Source organism: Vibrio sp. J2-3(2022) (genome assembly GCF_021725735.1).
GTDB lineage: Bacteria > Pseudomonadota > Gammaproteobacteria > Enterobacterales > Vibrionaceae > Vibrio > Vibrio diabolicus.
Window position 1 is genome coordinate 1,096,695 of sequence record NZ_JAKKCK010000001.1, and the last position, 20,783, is coordinate 1,117,477.

Consider the following 20,783-nt stretch of genomic DNA (forward strand, 5'->3'; position numbering starts at 1 on the left):
TTATTAAACCTCGTAGTTTGCTTTAATACCAATATCAAAATGAAGTGGCATCCGCCACTTTGATATAGACAGGAAACCCATAATTAAGCCAGACAACCCTGTTGCAATATTCGCTACCGTCAGTATTTCGAAACAAAACGCAAAGGTTGCGATGGCAAGTAGCACTGGCACCGCTTTCAAGCCTGGAACTTTAAAACAAAAGGACTCTTTCAGCGCCACACCGGAAAAAGTGACAAAGACAAAACCGAGAGAAAGCCACACGCGGGATAAGTCTGGATCGCTCACCATGAAGAGCAGTCCCACCCAAGTTGACCAGCTGATGACAGTACGCACAGTTTTACTGTAGACATGGATATTGGCTGCAGTTAATACACCTGCAATGGCGATGAGCAGCAACACATTTCGATCATAAAATGCTGAACTTTCAATAAGGTGCAAACCCGATATCGTCATCGCGATAAGTCCAAAGGCAAATACGCTAATTCCTAAACGGTATAAACAGACACTTAAAATATCTAAAAAGTCTAGTGATTCCTGATGCTCAGTATTGGCCATGCTTCACTCCTAAATTGTTCCCTACCCAAACCTCTTGAAGCTACCTAGGGATAGACAAACGAAATCGCCCACCAGTACGGTAAATAATAAGAGAAAATAAGATAAGCACACAGCCTACTAGCTTATTTGCCGTTAGCACTTCGCCATACCACAGCACGCTCAGAATGACGGTCCAAACTGGCTCTAATATCATGATCAAGGCAGCATTACCTGCCTGAACAAATTTTTGCCCCATGGTTTGCATTACGTAACGCAAGCTCGTCGCTAGCAAAGTGCTCAACGCGAACCACCACCAAATGGAGGAGTCAACCTCTGCCGGAAAAGACTCCATAAAGAAAGAAACCAACAAACCTAAACAACCTGCAGAAAAAAGCTGCACGCAAGTAAGCAGTAACACAGATAATTTTTGAGAGTATTTACTGTTCACATTAAAATGAAGCGCCAGAACCAGTGCCGCCCCAAGAAACCACAATTGACTGGCCGATTGCTTCCAACCGCCAACTAAAGAGAGACAGGCGAGACCTAATACCGCGATAGGCAAAGAAAGCCAGAAAATTCGTTGTGGTCGTTGACGAAACATAACCCACGCAACAATCGGCACAAATAGCATGGAGAGACTCATGATAAATGCGCCTTCCCCGAGCGTGTCGCTGATGGAGATGGCGTAAATCCATGTCATAACGGCACTACCTAACAGTAGCCCGACACCACCAGCAGAAAGCACATCTCTCAAATTCGCTTTCAACAAAGGTCGATAGCACAACGGCAGCAGACAGAGCGATGCAATAGTAAATCGCGCCCCGATAAAGCCGAAAGGTGGTAAACCCTGTATTGTTTCCTTAGAAAAGATCCAACCAAGTGCCGCGATCATCGTTGTCGCAACCAGAATAACCGTCGCTTTGCGTTCTGAGTTAAACATAAGTACTCACAAAATATGGAACACAGTATCGCAGCAAGGGAAGTTTGCTGCGCTGTTGTATCAATTTGAAAGGAGTTTCTGTCGAGCGGAAGTGAAAGCCCGATTCTCTCCTATGTTGTTAAGCAGATTGAAGTTCTGCGGTCGGATACATTAAAGGCAGGCAAAGTCTTAAGGCAAGCGTTTTCGTATACTAAATTGCCTAAGCATCTTATGCACTAAACAAACTGGCTAAAACTTGGACCGGATGTCGAACTACCTCTCCTTCAAAACGCTTAACTTGACTGCGACAGGAATACCCCGTTGCTAACACACGCTCAGTGGGCAGGTTCTTTATATTCGGTTTCCAACTCAGTTGATAAATAGCTTCAGACGTACTTTTCTTATCCACTTCATGGCCGAATGTCCCTGCCATACCGCAACATCCCGCAGGTATCACATGCAGTTTTAAGCCAAAGTGATGAAAAATAGACTGCCAAGATTTCTCAGTCTGCGGTATTTTTGTCTTTTCTGTGCAATGCGCCATCAAATACCAAGGCTCTTCATCTGATGCGCGTACAGCTGGCCATTCATTGAGTGTATCCACCAGCCATTCATGAGCCGTATAAACTGTAAACTCGTCCCGCTTTTCTTTTAGAACCTGATGGTATTCATCACGATAACAAAGCACTAAGGCTGCATCGATACCGATCATAGGAATTTCAAGCTCAGCAACTTGGTTGAGAAAATCCGAGGTGTTTTGTGCATTTCTGGCGAATGCCTTAAGGAAACCTTTTACATGTTGAGCTTTCCCATTGGGTTTGAAAGGCAGAACAACAGGGTGTTTCCCTAACTGCTGCAATAAATGAATAAAGTCCGCAACCAACTCTGCTTCATAAAAGCTGGTAAATGGGTCTTGAACAATCAAGACGTAATTTTGCTTCACTTCTGGGGAAAGCGATTCTAGATACGCAAAGTCAAACGGGCTCACGCCAAGTGCGTGACATCGACTTTGCAACGTAGGGATAGATAGCACTGGCGAATCAACAAAACCGATGGATTTTTCTAATACTTGCGTAACGGGCCGAGTAGATGCAATTTGATTAATCAACTTAGGAGCTTTTGCCATAATCGGCAGCAGTTGCTCAATATTCGACACCAGATAGTCGCGCAGAGGTCTGCGATAACGTGAGTGATAGAGGTGTAAAAAACGCGCTCTAAAATCAGGCACATCAACTTTAACAGGACACTGACTCGCACACGCTTTGCACGCTAGACAACCGTTCATCACCTCATAAACTTCATGCGATAAATCATCAGATGCGGGGCGAGATATCAACTTACTCAGCTTCTGAGTCAAAAGCTTAACCGATAATGTTTGATTGAGAAGCTGTTGTTCGTTAGCGAGAAAATCGAAGCCACTGTCATTAAGGCGACGCAGCCATTCACGCATTATCCCAGCCCTCCCTTTCGGAGAGTGGCGACGATCGGCTGTCACTTTAAATGATGGACACATTGGGCTATCAGAATCGTAATTAAAACACAGCCCATTGCCATTGCAAGACAGCACGGGCTTAAGCGACTCTCGGACTTCTACGGGGATCTGACGATCATAGTAGCCACGCTTGGTCGCTGTGACTTTTACCATTTCAGCGTCGCTATTCAGTGGCGTGCAAATCTTGCCCGGGTTCATTTTATTGTCGGGGTCAAACGCCGCTTTAATGCGCCTTAATTCAGTAAAGAGCTCATCACCAAAGAAGGCAGGTCCATATTCTGAACGATATCCTTTACCGTGCTCTCCCCACATTAAACCATTGTATTTTGCCACCAGCGCGACCACATCATCGGACAGTTGATGCATCAACGCTTCTTGCCCAAGGTCACACATATCGAGCGCCGGACGCACGTGAAGGACGCCAGCATCCACATGCCCAAACATGCCATAATGCAGGCTATTGCTGTCTAGCAACGTACGAAATTCCGCGATAAAGTCCGCCAAATTTTCAGGCGGCACACAAGTATCTTCCGCGAATGCAATCGGCTTTGCCTGACCTTTGGTCGCGCCAAGCAGCCCAACCGCTTTCTTGCGCATGCCATAAATAGCCTCGATGTCTTGGGGTTCACGACAGACTTGATAACCTATGATACCACTGCGTCGGTGAGCTATTTCTTTATCGAGAATTGAAAGTAAACGTTCAACTTTATCCTCAATATCATCGTCGTGACTGCCTGCGAACTCGACAAAGTTAATCCCTTGCATCTCTTTGCCCCGCACATCTGAGATCGCGTGTTTTACCGAGTGCCAGACAATGTCTTCTTTTGCAAGATTGAGCACCTTTGCATCAACCGTCTCTACCGATAGCGCCTCTGCTTCGACCATCAAGGGAGCATTTCGCAATGCAGAATCAAAGCTATCGTATTTAACGTTCACTAACCGTCGCGTGGTAGGTATTCGCGTAAGATTGAGCTTGGCTTCAGTGATAAAAGCTAACGTACCTTCAGAGCCACATAATATTCTCGTGACGTCAAACTCTTCACTCTTGTCGTTGATGGCATTTTTTAGGTCATAACCAGTAAGAAAGCGATTCAGAGGAGGAAACTTATCCAGAATCTGTTGACGCTTGTCTCGACAAACTTCCTCCGTAATTTTTAACGCTCGCGATACTACATCACTGTTTAACCATTTGTTTTGTTGAATTGCTTCGGTATCGAGCACCGAACCATCCGCCAATACGGCTTTGAGCGCCAACACATGATCCGAGGTTTTACCATATTGCAAAGAGCCTTGGCCTGATGCATCGGTATTAATCATCCCACCTAATGTTGCGCGGTTGCTGGTCGACAGATCTGGCGAGAAGAAATAACCATAAGGGCGAACGATGTCGTTGAGTTGATCTTTGACTATCCCAGTTTCCACTCTCACCCAACCTTCCTGCTCGTTGATCTCTAACACTCGATTCATATAGCGAGACAGATCAACCACGATCCCCGAGTTCAATGATTGTCCGTTGGTGCCCGTTCCGCCTCCTCTGGGCGAAAAGGTCAGGTGTTTAAATTCATCACGAGCACTGACCTTGCCAAGTATTACCACATCATGATGGTTGGCAGGAAAGACGACCGACAACGGAAGTTGCTGGTAGACGCTGTTGTCAGTCGCCATACTCAATCGAGTGGTATAGCGAGCATCAGTATCCCCCTTGAAACCAAGCTGTTTAAGGGTGTTAAAGAACTTGATAACCACAGGATCAGAGGAAACCTGTAGCGGAAGTGCAGGAAGCATAATTTGAATCGGTGCCTTACGGTTGTCTTTTTAGGTTCGTAACATGAATGCGGAGTTAAAAGTGGTAGAGGCGCTTGGGGTTATCGACCAGAATCTTGCCAAACAGTGTCGTATCTTGCGTCCAGTGCCACAAGGTATCTAATAGCTGGCCATCATTTGGCATCTCAGCAGCAAAACATGGATGAGGCCAATCCGAGCCCCAGACGCATTGCTCTTCATTCGCTTCTAACAAAGCTTGAGCAAACGAAGAAACGTCATCATAAGGCGGTGATTGAAGCGACAAACGATACGGCGCCGACAATTTTGTCCACACTTTCCCTTCGTCCTTAAGCTTCAATAAGGTTTGAAAACCAGGATGAGAAATAAGCTTGTTTGTTGGCATATGCCCAAGATGATCAATCACTACGGGCACGGGTAAAGCCCTTAATCGCTGATATAAGTCATCAAACTGCGAAACATCAATTAAGCATTGAAGGTGCCAGTGTCGCTCTGCAAGGCGAGCCGCTAAACGTTCAACATCACGCCACTCAATACCACCTTTAAACAGTAGATTCATCCGCACCCCACAAAATCCCGCATCTTGTAGCTCATCCAGCGTTTGCTCGGACACATCCGCATCCACGACCGCGACGCCTTTGTAGTCGTAACCTTGCTGGCGTAAATACCGTAATGTATCAAGATGCAACTGGTTGTCATTGCCATACACACTCGGCTGAACCAGCACGCCATGACGGATGCCTAATTGCTGGTGCAAATGCAGGTACGCGCCGACGCTGGCATCAGGTGGTGTGTAGGTTCGCGTTTCACAGTACGGATAACGTGAAGAAAAAACGTGGGCGTGACAATCAACCGCGCCTTCAGGAATCGCGATTGTTGGTTTATTTACAAATGGGTCAGCCGCTTCACAAAATGGAATTATGCTCATCGAAAATCATCCTGTCAGAAAGGTAGAGGTGCCATCAACGAAAGCACCTCTTGAAGACTTAACTGAAGTTCTCACTCAACCAGTTCGCGATCACGCCAGAGAACTGAATAAACTTAGGATCGTCGTCCAACATCCACTCGGTGTGACCACCTTCCGGCAGTAAGAATAGAGATTTCGGCCCAGGGTATTTCGCGTACAGCGACTTTGCTTCGGTCACTGGGTGAAGGTCGTTTTCTGCACCGTGCGCAATCAAGATTGGCGCGTCTGCAAATCGCTCATCCAGTAGAGCTTCCGGTTTGAAATTGATGAGAGAATCCGCAAAATCCAGATCAGATGTCACGCCGTAGCCCGGCGCTTTGACCAGTTCAGTGAATACATATTCGCGGCTTACTGGATCAAGCGGGTAGATTTCAAATGGATCAATCCCCTGCTTTTCTCCACCAAGAGCAAGACGTGTACGCTCTTCTAACATAAATTGACGGAACGCTTTCCAGCCGTGCTCGCCACGTTGAGCAACCTGAACACGTACCGCATCATAAAAGCCGTTCATGGAGATAAGGCCATCAATCGCATCTTGACAAACTCGGTAAGCATCAAGAATTAATCCACCCGCCATGCCCCAGCCAGCCAGTACGACTTTGCGGCCTTCCTCGTCAGCGCGCTTTTTCACAACCGCAACCGCGTTCGCGATGTCACGTACTTGTTCATCTAGGATAACTCGCTCACGAATACCCTCAGATTCACCAAAGCCACGGTAGTCAAATCCGAATACCGTAAAACCCTTCGCAGTTAAGGCTCTCGCGTAACGCTCTGGGTGAATATTTTTTTGCCCAGTAAAGCCTGAGCAGACAATAACGATCGGTAAGTCTGGGTTGTTAACGTTCTCGTCAGTAAAGAAAGCGCCATCAAGGCGTAGACCATCACTAATTACTGGGGCTTTTTGTTCAATCATAATTATCTCGTCTAAATGAATGTGTATGCTCGACAAAGAAGTCCTTGTCTTAAGTCACATCATGTTCGAATTTTGATAGCAATAATTTAACAATTGCGACATTCTTATCCAGAAATACGACATAGACGAACTGCCCACTTGGTGACCACAGAGAATGAAAACGACACACACGTATCGCATTGGTTTTTTCCTTATTCCTGATTTTTCGATGCTCTCTTTTTCGGCGGTTATCGAACCTCTTCGAATGGCCAACCGCCTCGCTGGTTGCGATTTGTATCAGTGGGATATTTATGGATTCGAAGATAAAGAAGTATCGGCCAGTAATGGCGTTTCATTCTCGCCAACACAGTCAATCAACAACATTGCTCATTTAGACTTGCTGCTGGTTGTGGCAGGTATTGGCGCCCATGTTGCTGCTGCGAGTGGCTCGGTGAATCAGTGGTTAAAACAGGCGCTTCGTCAAGGCATCGCCGTGGGCTCGACTTCGACAGGCAGCGTGTTGTTAGCAAAAGCTGGCCTGTTAAAAAACAAAACGTGTACCGTGCATTGGGAGTCCGCCAACAGCCTGGCAGAGGAGTTTCCAAACATTAACGTGACCAGTGAGTTGTACGAATTCGACCCACGCACACCAACTTGTTCGGGCGGCTTAGCCGGTTTGGATATGATGCTTCATTTAATTACAAACCAACATGGGAGCGACTTGGCGAATCAAGTGGCTGAGCAATGCATTCACCCAGCGATTCGACCAGCGCATGATAAACAGCGGATGTCGTTAATCCGTAAACACAACATACGCCACCCGCGCCTGCTCGACGCTGTAGAGATCATGGAAGCCAACATGGAAGAGCCGCTAAAGTGCTATGAAATTGGCGAACAAGTAGGGTTATCGGTCAGGCAGATGGAAAGGTTATTTTTGCAATACTTGCAAGACAAACCAGGCAATTACTACCTTCAATTGCGCTTAGAACGCGCTCAACATTTGTTGTTGCAAACCATGCTGTCCATCACTCAAATCAGCACCGCTTGTGGGTTCAGTTCTACATCGTATTTTGCGCGCTGCTACAAAAAACGCTATGAAAAAACGCCGCGTGAAGAGCGACGTTTAGCTTAAGATTGAGTAAGAGAAAAGAAGTTCGATCTCTTCGATCTCATCGTGATGTGTCAGACGGCTTATCAGACAAAGTGCCTTGGTAAAGCAGTGATAGCCAAGCAAGTACCTGCTCTTTACTGGCTTTATCAAGTTGCAAACAGCCCTCTTCTATCGCTGACACGCGCGAAGCGGACAATTCTTTCTCTGCCAAAGTGCGAAACTTACCTTGCATCTCGTCTCGACTGAGAGGATTTTCAGGATTACCTCGCGCAATACAGGGAGGCGAAGTCAGTTTGTCGCCATTTTTCAACGTCACCACGACATGCGCCCAGCGTTCGGCTGGAAACTTATCATTGTAAGCAGGCTCTTCAATTAACTTCATCCGCTCCGTAATTGCCAAGCGAGCAGGATCTTTCAGTCCTTTGGTAACGGCTTCTACCGTGACCGTATTATCCATGACCGCACTCGCGACTGAAAATGGCAAACTGTACTGAGCCTGCTCGGTTGTCTCAGGGCGCTTGGTATGCAGGCACACCGCCTGGTGAAAGCTGTGAACTTCGATAAGTTCAATCTCATCAGGTTTTAGTTTATTTTCTTGTTGCAGTGCTCTCACCGCTTCAACCGCAGGTTGAGCCCAACGACAAACCGGATACGGTTTAAAGTATTGCTCCAGAATATACCAGCGCTGCCCTAAATCTGCCCACAAAGCGTGAGTTTGTTGGTCCAGCAGAGTCACGGCTGGCGCGCCAGTAAATCCTTCTTCTGCCAGCTCTGCACTGGCAAAGCCCGCCATTGCTCCCCAGCCAGAGCCGTCTTTGAGCATGGTTGGATGTTCAATACAACGCATCATTTGGCTGCGTGGACCATAAAACTCAGCAATGCCGAGCGCATGCCCTGTTTGTGCCTCCGTTAATTCTTTTCTTCTTGCAGATACTGCGGCGACGCCCAGCGCATTCCAAGCACCAGAAGTATGGTAGTCACAAGCGGTTTGATGCAGCGCGATTCCGGCGCGAGTTGCTATTTCGTAGCCAATGACGAGGGACGTTAATAACTCTTCTCCCGTAACTGCTGACTCATGCATACTGGCGAGCAGCCCCGGCAAAACAGCAACGCCTACATGGCCTTTCGTCAGGACTTGGCCGTCGTGCGCGTCCATACTGTCAATCAACATGCCGCCATATAGAGTCGCCCCACAACCACTGGCCGTGTGATCAGAAAACAGCATCGGCGTATCGCCGGCAAACTGCTTCTGCGCGAGTTTGGCTACCATATTTTGCAGCTGCGTCGCTTTACCAGCTGCGGCGACACCTAACAAATCCAAGACGCAATATTTCGCTTGTTCAATAACGTCAGCAGGAAGCTGTTCAAAGGTTAATTCGTGAATAAATCGATGAATAGATTGCATCATCTACTGCTCCAGTTTTAGCGTTTTGCCTTCGACAATAGCGTTGTGATCAATGGTGTATTGCTGTCTCGCATGGTAGGCAGCTCGAATCTGGCTTTATCAATATCGTCCAATGACAAGGTCGCAGTTATCAAGGTTTCACCGTCTTCTGCCTGCGCTAAGAGCTCGCCCGTTGCAGACAAAATACAGCTTCCTCCCCAAAACCACGCTTCGCCCTCTGGCCCGTAACGGTTGGCCATCAAAACTGGAGTTCCGTAGAGCACCGCATAAAATTTAACGTTAACCAACCAGTTGTCTTCATTGGAAAAATCTTTACTGACAATACTGCTGGCCGAGTTGATCGGCGCGAGCAAGATTTCAGGCTTATCGAGTAGCGCGCAATGAACCAAAGGTGGATTCCATAAATCGGCGCAAATTAAAACCGAGCCTCGCCAATTATCATCAAGAGACACGCTGGTGGTTGCGTCTCCCGAATGAAACCACTTGCCCTCTTCAAGCCCACCATAGGTTGGTAAATTGATTTTGCGATGCACAGCAACCACCGTACCACCGAGCAACCAAGCCATCGCGTTGTAGTACTCTCCCGGAGCGGCCTGTTCAACAAAGCCGACAATCACGGACATGTGCGGTGCAAGTTGCGCCAGCTCTTTAAGCCGAGCATCATCACGCTTCATGGCGACTTCACGCACAGAGGATTGGAGCTGGTATCCGGTCAAGGAGAGTTCAGGAAACAGCAATAGCTGCGACCCCAAGGCCGCTGCTTGCTTTATGTAATCCTGATGAGTATTCAGATTGGCATTCACATCGCCTAACTGGGCGTTGATTTGGGCCACACTGACTTGCAGGATAGTCATGGTATTACCCCAAGTTATGCTCAGATAGGAACTGGCTTGCGACTTCTGAGATCGAACGTCGCTCCACATCAACTTGTTGATTCAAAGTCGACATCGTATCGCCATCGATCGCCGCAGAAAGCGCGTTCATTTGCTCGGCAAGCTCTGGGTTCGCATCTAGCGTTTCTTGGCGAACCACAGGAGTGATCGCGTAATCAGGGAAGAACTGTTTGTCATCCGTTAAAACGGTAAAACCAAATGCTTTGATACGACCATCTGTTGCAAATACGAGCGCAGCATCGACTTCTTTCCCTTTTAGCGCATCATAAGTTAACCCAGTATCCATGCGTTTCACTTGGTCTCGTGAAGCTTTGAATTTGTAGGTTTTCTGTAAAGGTCGGAAGCCATCTTTTCGTGCATAGAATTCCGCATTCAAAGCAATGGTCATTGGCGGGTCTTGGCGCATTTGCTCGGCGAAGTCGGATAAGGTTGAAATGCCACGTTGTTTCGCATCATCACTGCGCATAGCGAGCGCGTAGGTGTTGTTCGCTTTTGAAGGGTTAAGCCAAACTAGGCCTTTCTTCGCATCGAGTTCCTTAACGCGTTGATACACTTGATCTGCTGGGAGCTTGTCTTTGACTTTGTTGTAAATGATCAGTGATGTGCCCGTGTATTCCCAATAAAGATCAATCTGGCCGTTTTCTTGCGCTTTACGCAAAACCGCACTGCCCATGCCCGAACGTTTATCAACGTCGTAGCCTTTTTTGGTTAAATATTGAGACGTAATTTCCGTTAAAAGCTGTTGTTCTGTAAAGTTTTTACCACCTACGACGATTTCCGCAGATGCGTGAAAACTTGAAAGCAGTACACCAACGGCCAGCAAGCGGCGAGTAATTTGCTTCAACATGTTTGACTCCTGTCTGTGTTCAATTTTTAGGATTGTTATTGTCTAGCTCTAATAGGGTTACAGCCTTTAGGTACAGTGACATAGGAAACGGCTCCTACCACACTGTCGATAGCGATAGCCAGCATCGCTGTAGGAATAGCGCCTGCCAGCATCATGATGGGTTCATCCAGATCAATACCAGTAAAAATGAGCTCCCCTAACCCACCGCCACCAATTAAGAAGGCCAGTGGAACGGTGCCCACGTTGACAGCTAACGCCGTGCGGATACCGGCAAAAATGACGAACAGCGCATTAGGAATTTCAACCTGAAACAACATTTGTAACTCGGTCATACCAATGCCTGACGCCGCTTCTTTTAAATAAGCGGGCACTTCTTTCAGTCCAATGTAGGTGTTTCTGACAATCGGCAACAACGAGGCAATCGTCAGCCCAAATACCGCAGGCACGGTGCCAATGCCAAGAAAGCTCATTGCCAGCGCGAGAATGGCTAAAGTAGGAATCGTGGTCCCCACATTCAAAACCTGCATCGCCGATTCTGCGACTTTCTGAAAACGGGGACGGCTGAGCAATACGCCGACGGGAATCGCGATTAGGATCGCCAATCCACCAGACAGCAGCACCAGTTCAATGTGCTGAACCGTCAAATAAACAATGTCTTCTTGGTAGTAAAGAAAATCATCGATCGTACCCGCGCCTTGTAAATAAATACCCAGCGCAAAGACACACGCCAATAAAACGAAATAGTAGATTTGTTTGAGCTGGTTGGTCACGATGCCTCCTTAGCCTGATGCAATGGCTGTGGCTGACTAGGAGAGATATCGCGCTGATAAGTTGCGCCTAGATAATGGGTAATGCCGCGCTGTGTGACTTCGCCCACTAAGCGGCCATTCTCGTCAACACACGGCATCCAAACAATGTCGTGCGTGAACATCTTCGACGCGACTTTACGCAGATCATCCGTGGTTCGGGCGATTGTTTTCAGGCCGACATAATGTTCGCCGCAGTACCCCTTCATATTGATTGCGGTAGCTTTTGGCACATAACCGATAGGTTGGTGTTGGTCATTCACTAATATCACGGCGTCGCGATACCCATACGCGTCAATTTTGGTTAGGGCGTCGGCAAGCGTCTCGTTAGGTTTCACGTGCGCAAAGGTGGTCTGCATGACGGATTCAGCCGTCACTAAGCGAAGACGTTTAAGTGCACGATCATCTCCAACAAAGTTTTTCACGAAATCATCTTTCGGGTGTGCGAGCAAATCGTCAGGCGTATCGTACTGAACCAGGTGACCATCACGGAAAATCGCAATTCTATCGGCCATTTTGACCGCTTCATCAATGTCATGACTGACAAACATGATGGTCTTGTTGAGCTCTTGCTGCATTTTAAGGAACTCATCCTGGATTACTTCACGGTTGATCGGGTCAATCGCGCCAAAAGGTTCATCCATCAGCATAACGGGAGGATCCGCCGCTAGCGCTCGGGCAACACCAATTCGTTGCTGCTGTCCGCCAGACAACTCATTTGGATAACGATTTAGGAAGACACTAGGATCAAGAGCCACCATCTCCAATAGCTCTTTTGCACGCGTCATGTACCTTGCCTTATCCCATCCTAATAACTTGGGAACCACCGCGATGTTTTCGCCGATCGTCATGTTGGGAAATAAGCCAATTTGCTGAATAACATAGCCAATGTTGCGGCGCAGAGTGACCGTATCCATCCCAGAAGTATCTTCACCACCAAGGTAGATCTTGCCCGATGTCGCGGGAATAATTCGGTTGACCATTTTCAGCGTGGTGGTTTTGCCACAACCGGATGGGCCAAGTAACACACATATTTCACCACTGGGAACTTCCATCTCAATGTGATCTGCGGCAGTCACCGGGCCATTAGGCGTTTCAAAAATTTTGGTTAGCTTGTCAATTTTGATCATTTGAATGTCCCTATTATTTATCCTTTATCGAGCTGCAGTCAGGCCCGGTGGCGTTAATCTTTTTTGTATTCGAATCAATCCATAATCCGCGATGATAGCCAGAAGGCTGACGGCGATGGCACCAACGATCAGTTGTCGAGGATCACTTTGCGAGATGCCACGACTGATAAACACGCCTAGCCCTCCTGCTCCGATATACGCGGCGATCGCCATAACGCCAATATTCATTACTACTGCCGTTCTCACACCCGCCATAATCACCGGAATCGCCAATGGAATTTCCACCATTTTCAAACGCTGAAAAGGCGTCATCCCGATGCCGCGAGCTGCCTCTCGGAGTGACGGTTCTACGTTGTGAATGGCGGTATAAGTGTTGCGAATAATAGGTAGCTGAGAATAAAGCAGTACGGTAATCACGGCGGGCACGTAGCCAATCCCATGACCAATGGTCGATAAGAGAGGAATCATCAAACCAAACAGTGCGATTGAAGGAATGGTGATAATGATGGACGCTACGTAAAGCACCACTTTCGCAACGCGCTCATTTTGTGTGATAAGAATGCCGATAGGTACGCCAGTTAGGATGGCAAGCCCAACAGCCAGAGCGACCAAAGAGATGTGCTCCATGGTAAGCGTACCTAGCAGCGCTAAGTTATCTATGGTGAAATTTAGTAAGTCCAAGTAGGTCTCCCCCAACTGTGATTCGCAACCAAGTTAACAGGGGATTAAATTACGCTACTTTTTATTAACAGTGTTGTAAAATAGCGACACGTTAAGATAGAAATACGAAATATTAAGGAGGGAAATAATTAGCTTTCTCATCACCAAAAAAGCGCTTTATTGGCGATGAGCCGCAGTAGTAAACAAGTTGATTATATCGGAACTGAAAACAGCCATTGATAGCATGAAGAACCCACTACAATGAGCGGTTAAATTGCTCCACAGCCTCTACGACACGGCTAGCGCCATCTTGTATTTCGTTCATCACATTCCCCGCTTTTTCTGAAAGCTCTAGCGTATCTAGTGCTTCTTTTTGGCATTTGGCGATCAGTTGGACAGCATTATCGGTTCGCTCTAAGTTTTCAGTTACCATTGTGACAATTTCATCAGTGGTCGCATTGGTTGTTGTGGCAAGCTGTCTGACCTCGTCAGCAACAACGGCAAAGCCTCTACCATGCTCACCCGCGCGAGCTGCTTCTATCGCCGCATTTAACGCTAGTAAGTTAGTTTGGTCTGCAATACCACTGATGCTATTAACCAGTTCACTAATGCGTGATGAGTGCGCTTTGAGCTCGTCAATGGCCGTATTCGCTTGCTGCATCTGGTCAGACAGTGTTTGCACCTTTTCTAGCGTCGAACCTATCACTTGCTGACCTTGCAGTGTTTGTGTTCCGGTCTCTTGAGAAACTTCATTAGCCAATTGCGCAGCCTGAGCCATTTGCTGCTCTTGCATCACCTGCTGGGTGATGTCGGTCGCGAACTTGACTACCTTGTAGAGCTCTCCTCTATCGTTACGGATAGGGTTATAGGAGGCTTCTAACCATACCTCTTCACCGTAACGGTTAACTCGCTTAAATCGGTCTGAAGCAAACTGTCCTTTTGCCAAACGTTGCCAGAACTCGCGATAAGCTTCAGAACCAGCCTCTTCCTGATCGCAGAACATACGATGATGCTTTCCTTTAATTTGATCCAGTGTATAACCCATCGTACTAAGGAAATTATCATTGGCTTTTAATACATTACCATCTAACGTGAACTCAATAACCGCCATAGAACGGCTCAACGCATTCAGCATGTCCTCTTGCTCACGCGATGTTTTGATCGTTCGCGTAAGCTCAGAAGCAAACACAAAAAAGCTTTCAACTTCTTGATGTTCGTTCAAAACAGGCTGGATAACCGTTCGTAACCACGCTTCTTCGCCGTTGCCTTTAAGTACTTGCATCGCGCCATTCCAAAATACTTTGTCTTGAACGGCTCTCTTCATTCGATGAAAGTGCTCTGTATTACGCGAATTTGATGGAACCAACTCGGTAATCGGTTTCGCTAAAATATCCGCATCAGTGAAAAAGAGTTGTTGCTGAAGTTTTGTATTTGCAGAGGTAATGCAGCCTTTCTTATCCAGCGTTAAGCGAAGCATTTCTTCATCTAAACTGTGTTGGATTTGCTGCAAGCGTTGCAGATCCTGCTTTAATCGTTGGTTTTCTTGCTGAAGCGACTTATTAAAAAACATGACTTTCTCTCATTTGACTAATCTTCGAACTAGTCAACGGTTTATTATTTATATGCCCAATAGCCTGCAAAGATCCGATTTCGTTTGATCGTTCTTCAAACGCAATTCCTGTCTCCGAGCTGAGACACCTACATGACATAAGGCTATTTTTCTTTGTTATGACTTAAGCGCAGTATACTGAAATTTCTTCACCGCCCAAGTTGTTTATATATTTATCAATATTAAGGCAATTGGCAGCTATTAGAGATCCGTATTAATGCGGATAGTTGTATGGAGAAAGGATGTATTTGGATCAAAAAAAGCCCTTTCCATAAAGGAAAGGGCTTTGACTTAGTTCCCAAAATTTTTGCCGTTTTACAGCAGTTCCACCGACTGTTGAGCGATTACCCACTCTTCATTGGTAGGAATAACTAGTGCTTTCGCACCGAGCAACTCAGATGTTGCAATAACACCTGCGTTGCCAAATCTTGCATCTTCGTTGCCTTTCTCATCTTCAACAAAACCTAGCAGTTTTAGGTTTTTCAAGATTTCACGACGAATTGGTAGTGAGTTTTCACCAATACCACCAGTGAAGATGATGCCGTCTAATGAATCCAGAGCAGCTAGGTAAGAAGTAATGTATTTCGCAACACGGTAAGTGAAGATTTCAAATGCCAACTTCGCACGTGTGTTACCCGCTTCCATGGCTTCTAGTACACCACGTGCGTCACTTGTTACACCGGATACACCTAAGAAGCCTGACTTCTTGTTCATCATCTCGAACACTTCGTCTTTTTCCCAACCTTTACGGAAAAGGAACTCGATAACACTTGGGTCGAGGTCACCACAACGAGTACCCATCATTAGGCCAGCTAACGGCGTCAAACCCATACTTGTATCAACACATTCGCCATTTTTAACCGCACTCACTGATGCACCGTTACCTAAGTGCACGGTGATAAAGCTGCTTTCTTCAACCGGTTTATCTAGCATTTTCGCTGCTTCACGGCTTACGTAGTAGTGGCTTGTGCCGTGAGCACCGTAACGACGCACTTTATGCTCTTCGTAAAGCTCGTAAGGAAGCGCGTACATAAACGCTTTGGCAGGCATTGTTTGGTGGAAAGCAGTATCAAACACAGCGAATTGAGGCAGTGAAGGGAATGCTGCCATTGCTGCTCGCATGCCTTCTGCATTCGCTTTGTTATGAAGCGGCGCTAGTTCAGCAAGACGCTCAACTTCTTGAATAACTTTTTCATCGACTTTCACTGTGCCTTTAAAGGTTTCGCCACCAGCAACAATGCGGTGACCTACTGCTACAAATTTTGAGCTCAAACCCAAAGTCTCGAGTAGTTTTACCACTCGCTCAACAGCGTACTGATGATGGTTACCGCCAGCAGGAATTGCTTCAACGGTTTTTTCTCCCTGATATTTCCAACTGATTTCAGCTTCAGGTAGGCCAAAACACTCACCAATACCTGATACCAAAGCTTCACCGGTTTCAGAATCAATAACAGCAAATTTTAATGAAGAGCTACCAGAGTTGATCACCAGTACAAACGAATTAGACATGAAATAGTTATCCTGTTGTAGAGCAGAGGTTGTAATAGCGCTTGTGCGCTGCGTACTTCTTGTTTGCCCCTCTATTATTCAATAATTTTTTAATCTTTCAACAATCTTTTAGTAAAAGCGATTTGATTGAACAAGTTTTGTTGATCTGTAGCAAGTTTTGATTTTATTTGAAGACTAAAAAATATGACTTGTTAAACATAATTTATGAATAGGTCAATTTGTACAAATTCAGAGATATGAGCTACGTTGTTTATTGGGTGAACAAAAATAACAAACCAATCAATAAATCGGGGTAATAATGTGCCCACTATTGCATTTCTATTAGTGATCTTAGGTTTGATTTTGCTCTGCTGGGGATGGCAGATGACAAAAAACATCTGCTCGAGAACTGATGTACCCGGGTGGACTTTCCTATTGTTGTTAATCAGCTGTTTCATTTTTGCGTATGCCGCTTTTTTACACGCTATAATGCAAAAACCTATCGCTTCCCTCTTGGAAACCGGAGTTTCTCTCATTTTATTCGGTGGCAGCATTTTTGTGGTGCTGGTTATCAAATGGAGCAACGACTCCATACTAGAACTTCATACCGTTGCTGAAAAAGAGAAGCGTAATGCCGTTCACGACGCACTTACTGGACTCCCTAACCGTAAATACTGCTTTGAGTTAATCGAAGATAGAATACAGTCTGGAGACCCTTTCTCAGTGATCCTTTTCGATGTCGTTAACTTTAAACAAGTCAACGATGCTATGGGACACTTTTGTGGAGACCAACTACTGATTCAAATTGGGCAACGTCTCCAAGAGAAACTTAAAGGCAGTGACAAAATTTTCCGCGTTGGTGGCGATGAATTTGTCATCCTCACCTCGTCAGCATGCGAGGAAACAGGCAAAAGTCTCATCGAAGAGTTAGATTCGGCACTGTCTAATCGCTTCCATTTAGATGAGTTTCAAGTCTCTTCCCGCGTTGTTTTCGGTGTCAGTACCTACCCTTATGACGCTCTGTCCAATGATCTATTGATAAAACACGCAGACATTGCCATGTATCACGCCAAACGAAATGGCAATCTCTTTGCATTTTATAATGAGGACATGAACGTCGGGGCCAAATACCAGCTCGAAATCTCTTCTCGTATTCAATGTGCGCTGGAAAAAGAGGAGTTCCAGCTATACTACCAACCGTTGATTGACGCACATACTAACTTAGCTGTCGGCTTTGAAGCCGTGATCCGTTGGCATGACGAAAATGGTAAAACGATTTCGCCTAACGACTTCATCCCCATCGCGGAGCGAAGTAATCAAGTGCACAACATCACCATGTGGGTCCTCAACCAAGTTGAAAAAGATCTCCAGACCTTTATAGAAAAAGACATCAAGCTTCCTGTCCACGTTAACTTATCTGCAAAAGATCTCTCGTCTAATTTATTGTTCAACCGCTTGGAAACACTGCTCAAGGTAAACCCTCAATTTGCTGACCTTATAAGCTTAGAGATTACTGAAACGATGGCGATTGATAGAGTTGTTGAGCTCAACCCCCTAATTCACCAAATCAAAGGATTGGGTATTAAGATCAGCTTGGACGACTTTGGCACCGGGTATTCATCTCTGTCGCTTTTGAGAGATCTCCCGGTTGATCAAATTAAAATCGACCGATCATTTCTTTGTACCGCAAGCCGGACAGAAGGCACCCGCTCTATCGTTGAGAACACAATAGCGTTAGCGCATGGCCTAGGGTATTCAGTCGTCGCAGAAGGCGTTCAAGACATGGATACACTGCATTTTTTGCGCAGTCGTGGCTGCGACATCATTCAGGGCTACTTGTTCTGCCCAGCCCTACCCTTAAACGAAGTAATAACCTGGGTAAATGAGCACGATGAAAAACAAAGCCGTATTCGACGCGCATAGAAAAGCCGAGCATTTCGCTCGGCTTTCAATTCTTGCGGCAATTTAATCAATTGCTCTAATCACTGATTCGTGATTATGCTTCTTGAGTGCGACGACCACGGCCGTGACCACGCTCACCACGGTGGTTACCACGGTGATCACCACCACGGTTACGATCGAAGCGACGTTCGCCACCTTCACGGTTACCATCGCGGTTGCCGTCACGGTTACCACGGAAGCCACCTTCGCGACGACCGCCTTCACGACGATCACCACCACGGTTGCCGCCTTCGCGGTTGCCACGGTAACCGCCGCCATCACGACGACCACCATCGCGACGACCACCGTCACGGCGACCACCACGAGACTCTCGGAAGTCATCGAAGTCACATACTACAGCACCAACATCTTGTTGACGGATGCGTAGTTTGCTTAGCTTGCCCGCAGCTTCAGAAGTCATTGCTTTTGGTAGCTGAACGAATGTATGGCCTTGTGCTAGCTTGATCGCACCGATAGAGCCTTTACCTAGACCTAGTTCGTTCGCTAGAGCACCAACGATGTCTTTAACTTGAACACCTTGCTCGCGACCAACTTGAAGCTGGTAAGTATCCCAATCTTGGTTGTTGAAGTTACGACCGCCGTCACGACCACCTTCACGGCGCTCTTTACGACGTTGCTTATCACGCTCAATCGCTTCAACCATTGGGTCTTCGCCAATGTAGAACAGAGGACGTTTACCTTGCTGGCGCTTAAGAAGCATAGCAGCAAGCGTTGCTGGGTCGATTTCTAGAGAAGTTTGTAGTTTCTCTACTAGCTCAGCAAATTTGTCTAGAGCTTTGTGCTCTTTCTCTGCTTCAAGTTCAGCGCCTAGCTTAGCTAGACGAGCTTCAGCAACTTGGTCACGTAGAGGAAGTTGAATCTCTTCCATAGATGACTTAGTTACACGCTCGATAGTGCGAAGCATACGAATTTGGTTAGTGCGAACTAGAAGGATCGCTTTACCTTTACGTCCAGCACGGCCAGTACGACCGATACGGTGGATGTAAGACTCAACATCGAATGGGATGTCGTAGTTGAATACGTGCGTAATACGTGGAACGTCAAGACCACGTGCAACAACATCAGTTGCAACTAGGATGTCGATAACACCTTGTTTGATGTGATCAACAGTACGCTCACGTAGAGACTGAGGAATGTCACCGTGCAGAGCAGCCGCTTTAAAGCCACGTGCAGATAGCCAATCAGCTAGACGCTCAGTGTCTTGACGAGTACGTACGAAGACGATTGACGCGTCAGTTTCTTCCGTTTCAAGAAGACGAGACATCGCTTCATCTTTCTCTACACCCTTCACTACCCAGAACTGCTGTTGAACTTTGTCTACAGTGTGGTTCTTACCAGCAACGTCAACCATTACAGGCTCACGTAGGAAACGCTCAACGATTTTCTTAAGCATCGGAGGCATTGTTGCAGAGAATAGAACGCGTTGAGCAGACTCTGGTGCGTGTTCCATGATCGCAGTAACGTCATCAACGAAACCCATGTTTAGCATTTCGTCAGCTTCGTCTAGTACAAACGTGTTTACTTCATCTAGGTGTAGACGTTCACGGTTGATAAGGTCTTGAACACGACCTGGAGTACCAACGATAACTTGAGCACCGCTCTTAAGAGCACGCATCTGATCTACGATAGAAGCACCACCGTAAATCTCTAAAACTTTAAGACCCTTGATGTTCTTACCAAGGTTTTTCATTTCAGCCGCAACCTGGATCGCTAACTCACGCGTTGGCGCAAGAACGATAGCTTGTGGTTTACGTTGGTTGAGATCGATCTTATTTAGAAGAGGCAGAGAGAACGCTGCCGTTTTACCTGTACCTGTTTGAGCTTTACCCAGCGCGTCAGCACCTTCCAACAGGTGTGGGATTGCCGCAGCCTGAATTGGAGTTGGTGACACGAAACCCATTCCGTCTAGAGCAGAAAGGATAGAATCATTCAGAGATAAATCGCTGAATTGAATAACAGAATCTTGCATTGGGATCCTACTTAATTAAACAAAAAAACAGTCCCATATGCTCTTCCAATTCGATACTGATTCATCCAGTTACTGATTCCATTCAGACAGGAACACAGCACAGTACACAACCGCGATAAGCCATTAGGGACGACTAAGGGAGGCGGATTATTCCTTAAAAGCATAAAAAAAGCCAGAAAAAATTGAATTACATCACAATTTATTCTCAATAATGGCATTTTTAGCATATTTTTCCACCAGCCCCACCATTCCCCGTAGATTTGCGCAGCTCGCAGATGAGTTTTTTATCAATATTTAAGCCGATTTCCTGCAATTCG

16 protein-coding genes are annotated in these 20,783 nt (G+C 46.5%); 2 read left to right on the forward strand and 14 right to left on the reverse strand.

All coding sequences use genetic code 11. The features are described 5' to 3' along the window. Positions 1 to 3 precede the first annotated feature (3 nt). From L3V27_RS04715 to L3V27_RS04735, 5 genes are all read right to left on the reverse strand, one after another. On the reverse strand, positions 4 to 555 hold the full coding sequence (locus L3V27_RS04715) for a DUF2301 domain-containing membrane protein (protein ID WP_237311153.1): 552 nt from the start codon (positions 553 to 555) through the stop codon (positions 4 to 6). 40 nt (positions 556 to 595) lie between these two features. Next, complete coding sequence (locus tag L3V27_RS04720) at positions 596 to 1,474, reverse strand: DMT family transporter (RefSeq protein ID WP_237311155.1); 879 nt, start codon at positions 1,472 to 1,474, stop codon at positions 596 to 598. Positions 1,475 to 1,682: 208 nt separating this feature from the next. Next, positions 1,683 to 4,730 carry an FAD-binding and (Fe-S)-binding domain-containing protein gene (locus L3V27_RS04725; protein ID WP_237311157.1) on the reverse strand — a complete coding sequence of 1,016 codons (3,048 nt, stop codon included), beginning with the start codon at positions 4,728 to 4,730 and terminating at the stop codon, positions 1,683 to 1,685. Between the two features lie 55 nt (positions 4,731 to 4,785). Beyond that, positions 4,786 to 5,655, reverse strand: a complete 870-nt coding sequence (locus tag L3V27_RS04730; RefSeq protein ID WP_237311159.1) for an amidohydrolase family protein — start codon at positions 5,653 to 5,655, stop codon at positions 4,786 to 4,788. Between the two features lie 58 nt (positions 5,656 to 5,713). Beyond that, a complete protein-coding gene (locus L3V27_RS04735) occupies positions 5,714 to 6,607 on the reverse strand; it encodes an alpha/beta hydrolase (RefSeq protein ID WP_005391008.1) in 894 nt (297 codons plus the stop codon). A gap of 154 nt (positions 6,608 to 6,761) precedes the next feature. Here L3V27_RS04735 and L3V27_RS04740 point away from each other — a divergent pair, with 154 nt between their 5' ends. Beyond that, on the forward strand, positions 6,762 to 7,718 hold the full coding sequence (locus L3V27_RS04740; protein WP_047009304.1) for a GlxA family transcriptional regulator: 957 nt from the start codon (positions 6,762 to 6,764) through the stop codon (positions 7,716 to 7,718). 37 nt (positions 7,719 to 7,755) lie between these two features. Here L3V27_RS04740 and L3V27_RS04745 read toward each other — a convergent pair whose 3' ends face one another. The 8 genes from L3V27_RS04745 to L3V27_RS04780 form a co-directional block, all read right to left on the reverse strand. Next, a complete protein-coding gene (locus L3V27_RS04745) occupies positions 7,756 to 9,105 on the reverse strand; it encodes an MmgE/PrpD family protein (protein ID WP_237311160.1) in 1,350 nt (449 codons plus the stop codon). Between the two features lie 14 nt (positions 9,106 to 9,119). Continuing rightward, positions 9,120 to 9,956 (reverse strand): nitrilase-related carbon-nitrogen hydrolase, encoded by an 837-nt coding sequence (locus tag L3V27_RS04750; protein ID WP_237311161.1) that lies wholly within the window; start codon positions 9,954 to 9,956, stop codon positions 9,120 to 9,122. A gap of 4 nt (positions 9,957 to 9,960) precedes the next feature. Next, positions 9,961 to 10,842, reverse strand: coding sequence for a glycine betaine ABC transporter substrate-binding protein (locus L3V27_RS04755; RefSeq protein ID WP_104972730.1), 882 nt, complete (start codon positions 10,840 to 10,842; stop codon positions 9,961 to 9,963). A 35-nt stretch (positions 10,843 to 10,877) separates the two neighbouring features. After that, positions 10,878 to 11,612 carry an ABC transporter permease gene (locus L3V27_RS04760; protein ID WP_237311162.1) on the reverse strand — a complete coding sequence of 245 codons (735 nt, stop codon included), beginning with the start codon at positions 11,610 to 11,612 and terminating at the stop codon, positions 10,878 to 10,880. Further along, positions 11,609 to 12,778, reverse strand: a complete 1,170-nt coding sequence (locus L3V27_RS04765; protein ID WP_182033592.1) for an ABC transporter ATP-binding protein — start codon at positions 12,776 to 12,778, stop codon at positions 11,609 to 11,611. The genes L3V27_RS04760 and L3V27_RS04765 overlap by 4 nt, the downstream gene beginning before the upstream one ends. Positions 12,779 to 12,802: 24 nt before the next feature. Next, positions 12,803 to 13,459 carry an ABC transporter permease gene (locus tag L3V27_RS04770; RefSeq protein WP_237311163.1) on the reverse strand — a complete coding sequence of 219 codons (657 nt, stop codon included), beginning with the start codon at positions 13,457 to 13,459 and terminating at the stop codon, positions 12,803 to 12,805. 235 nt (positions 13,460 to 13,694) lie between these two features. After that, positions 13,695 to 15,008 carry a PAS domain-containing methyl-accepting chemotaxis protein gene (locus L3V27_RS04775; protein ID WP_237311164.1) on the reverse strand — a complete coding sequence of 438 codons (1,314 nt, stop codon included), beginning with the start codon at positions 15,006 to 15,008 and terminating at the stop codon, positions 13,695 to 13,697. Positions 15,009 to 15,362: 354 nt separating this feature from the next. Next, positions 15,363 to 16,556 (reverse strand): acetate/propionate family kinase, encoded by a 1,194-nt coding sequence (locus tag L3V27_RS04780; protein ID WP_104970111.1) that lies wholly within the window; start codon positions 16,554 to 16,556, stop codon positions 15,363 to 15,365. A gap of 363 nt (positions 16,557 to 16,919) precedes the next feature. Between L3V27_RS04780 and L3V27_RS04785 the strand changes: the two genes are divergently transcribed. Further along, complete coding sequence (locus tag L3V27_RS04785; protein WP_031780182.1) at positions 16,920 to 18,458, forward strand: bifunctional diguanylate cyclase/phosphodiesterase; 1,539 nt, start codon at positions 16,920 to 16,922, stop codon at positions 18,456 to 18,458. Positions 18,459 to 18,531: 73 nt separating this feature from the next. Here the strand turns inward: L3V27_RS04785 and L3V27_RS04790 are convergent, their stop codons facing one another. Next, a complete protein-coding gene (locus tag L3V27_RS04790; RefSeq protein ID WP_047009310.1) occupies positions 18,532 to 20,466 on the reverse strand; it encodes a DEAD/DEAH box helicase in 1,935 nt (644 codons plus the stop codon). Positions 20,467 to 20,783 lie beyond the last annotated feature (317 nt).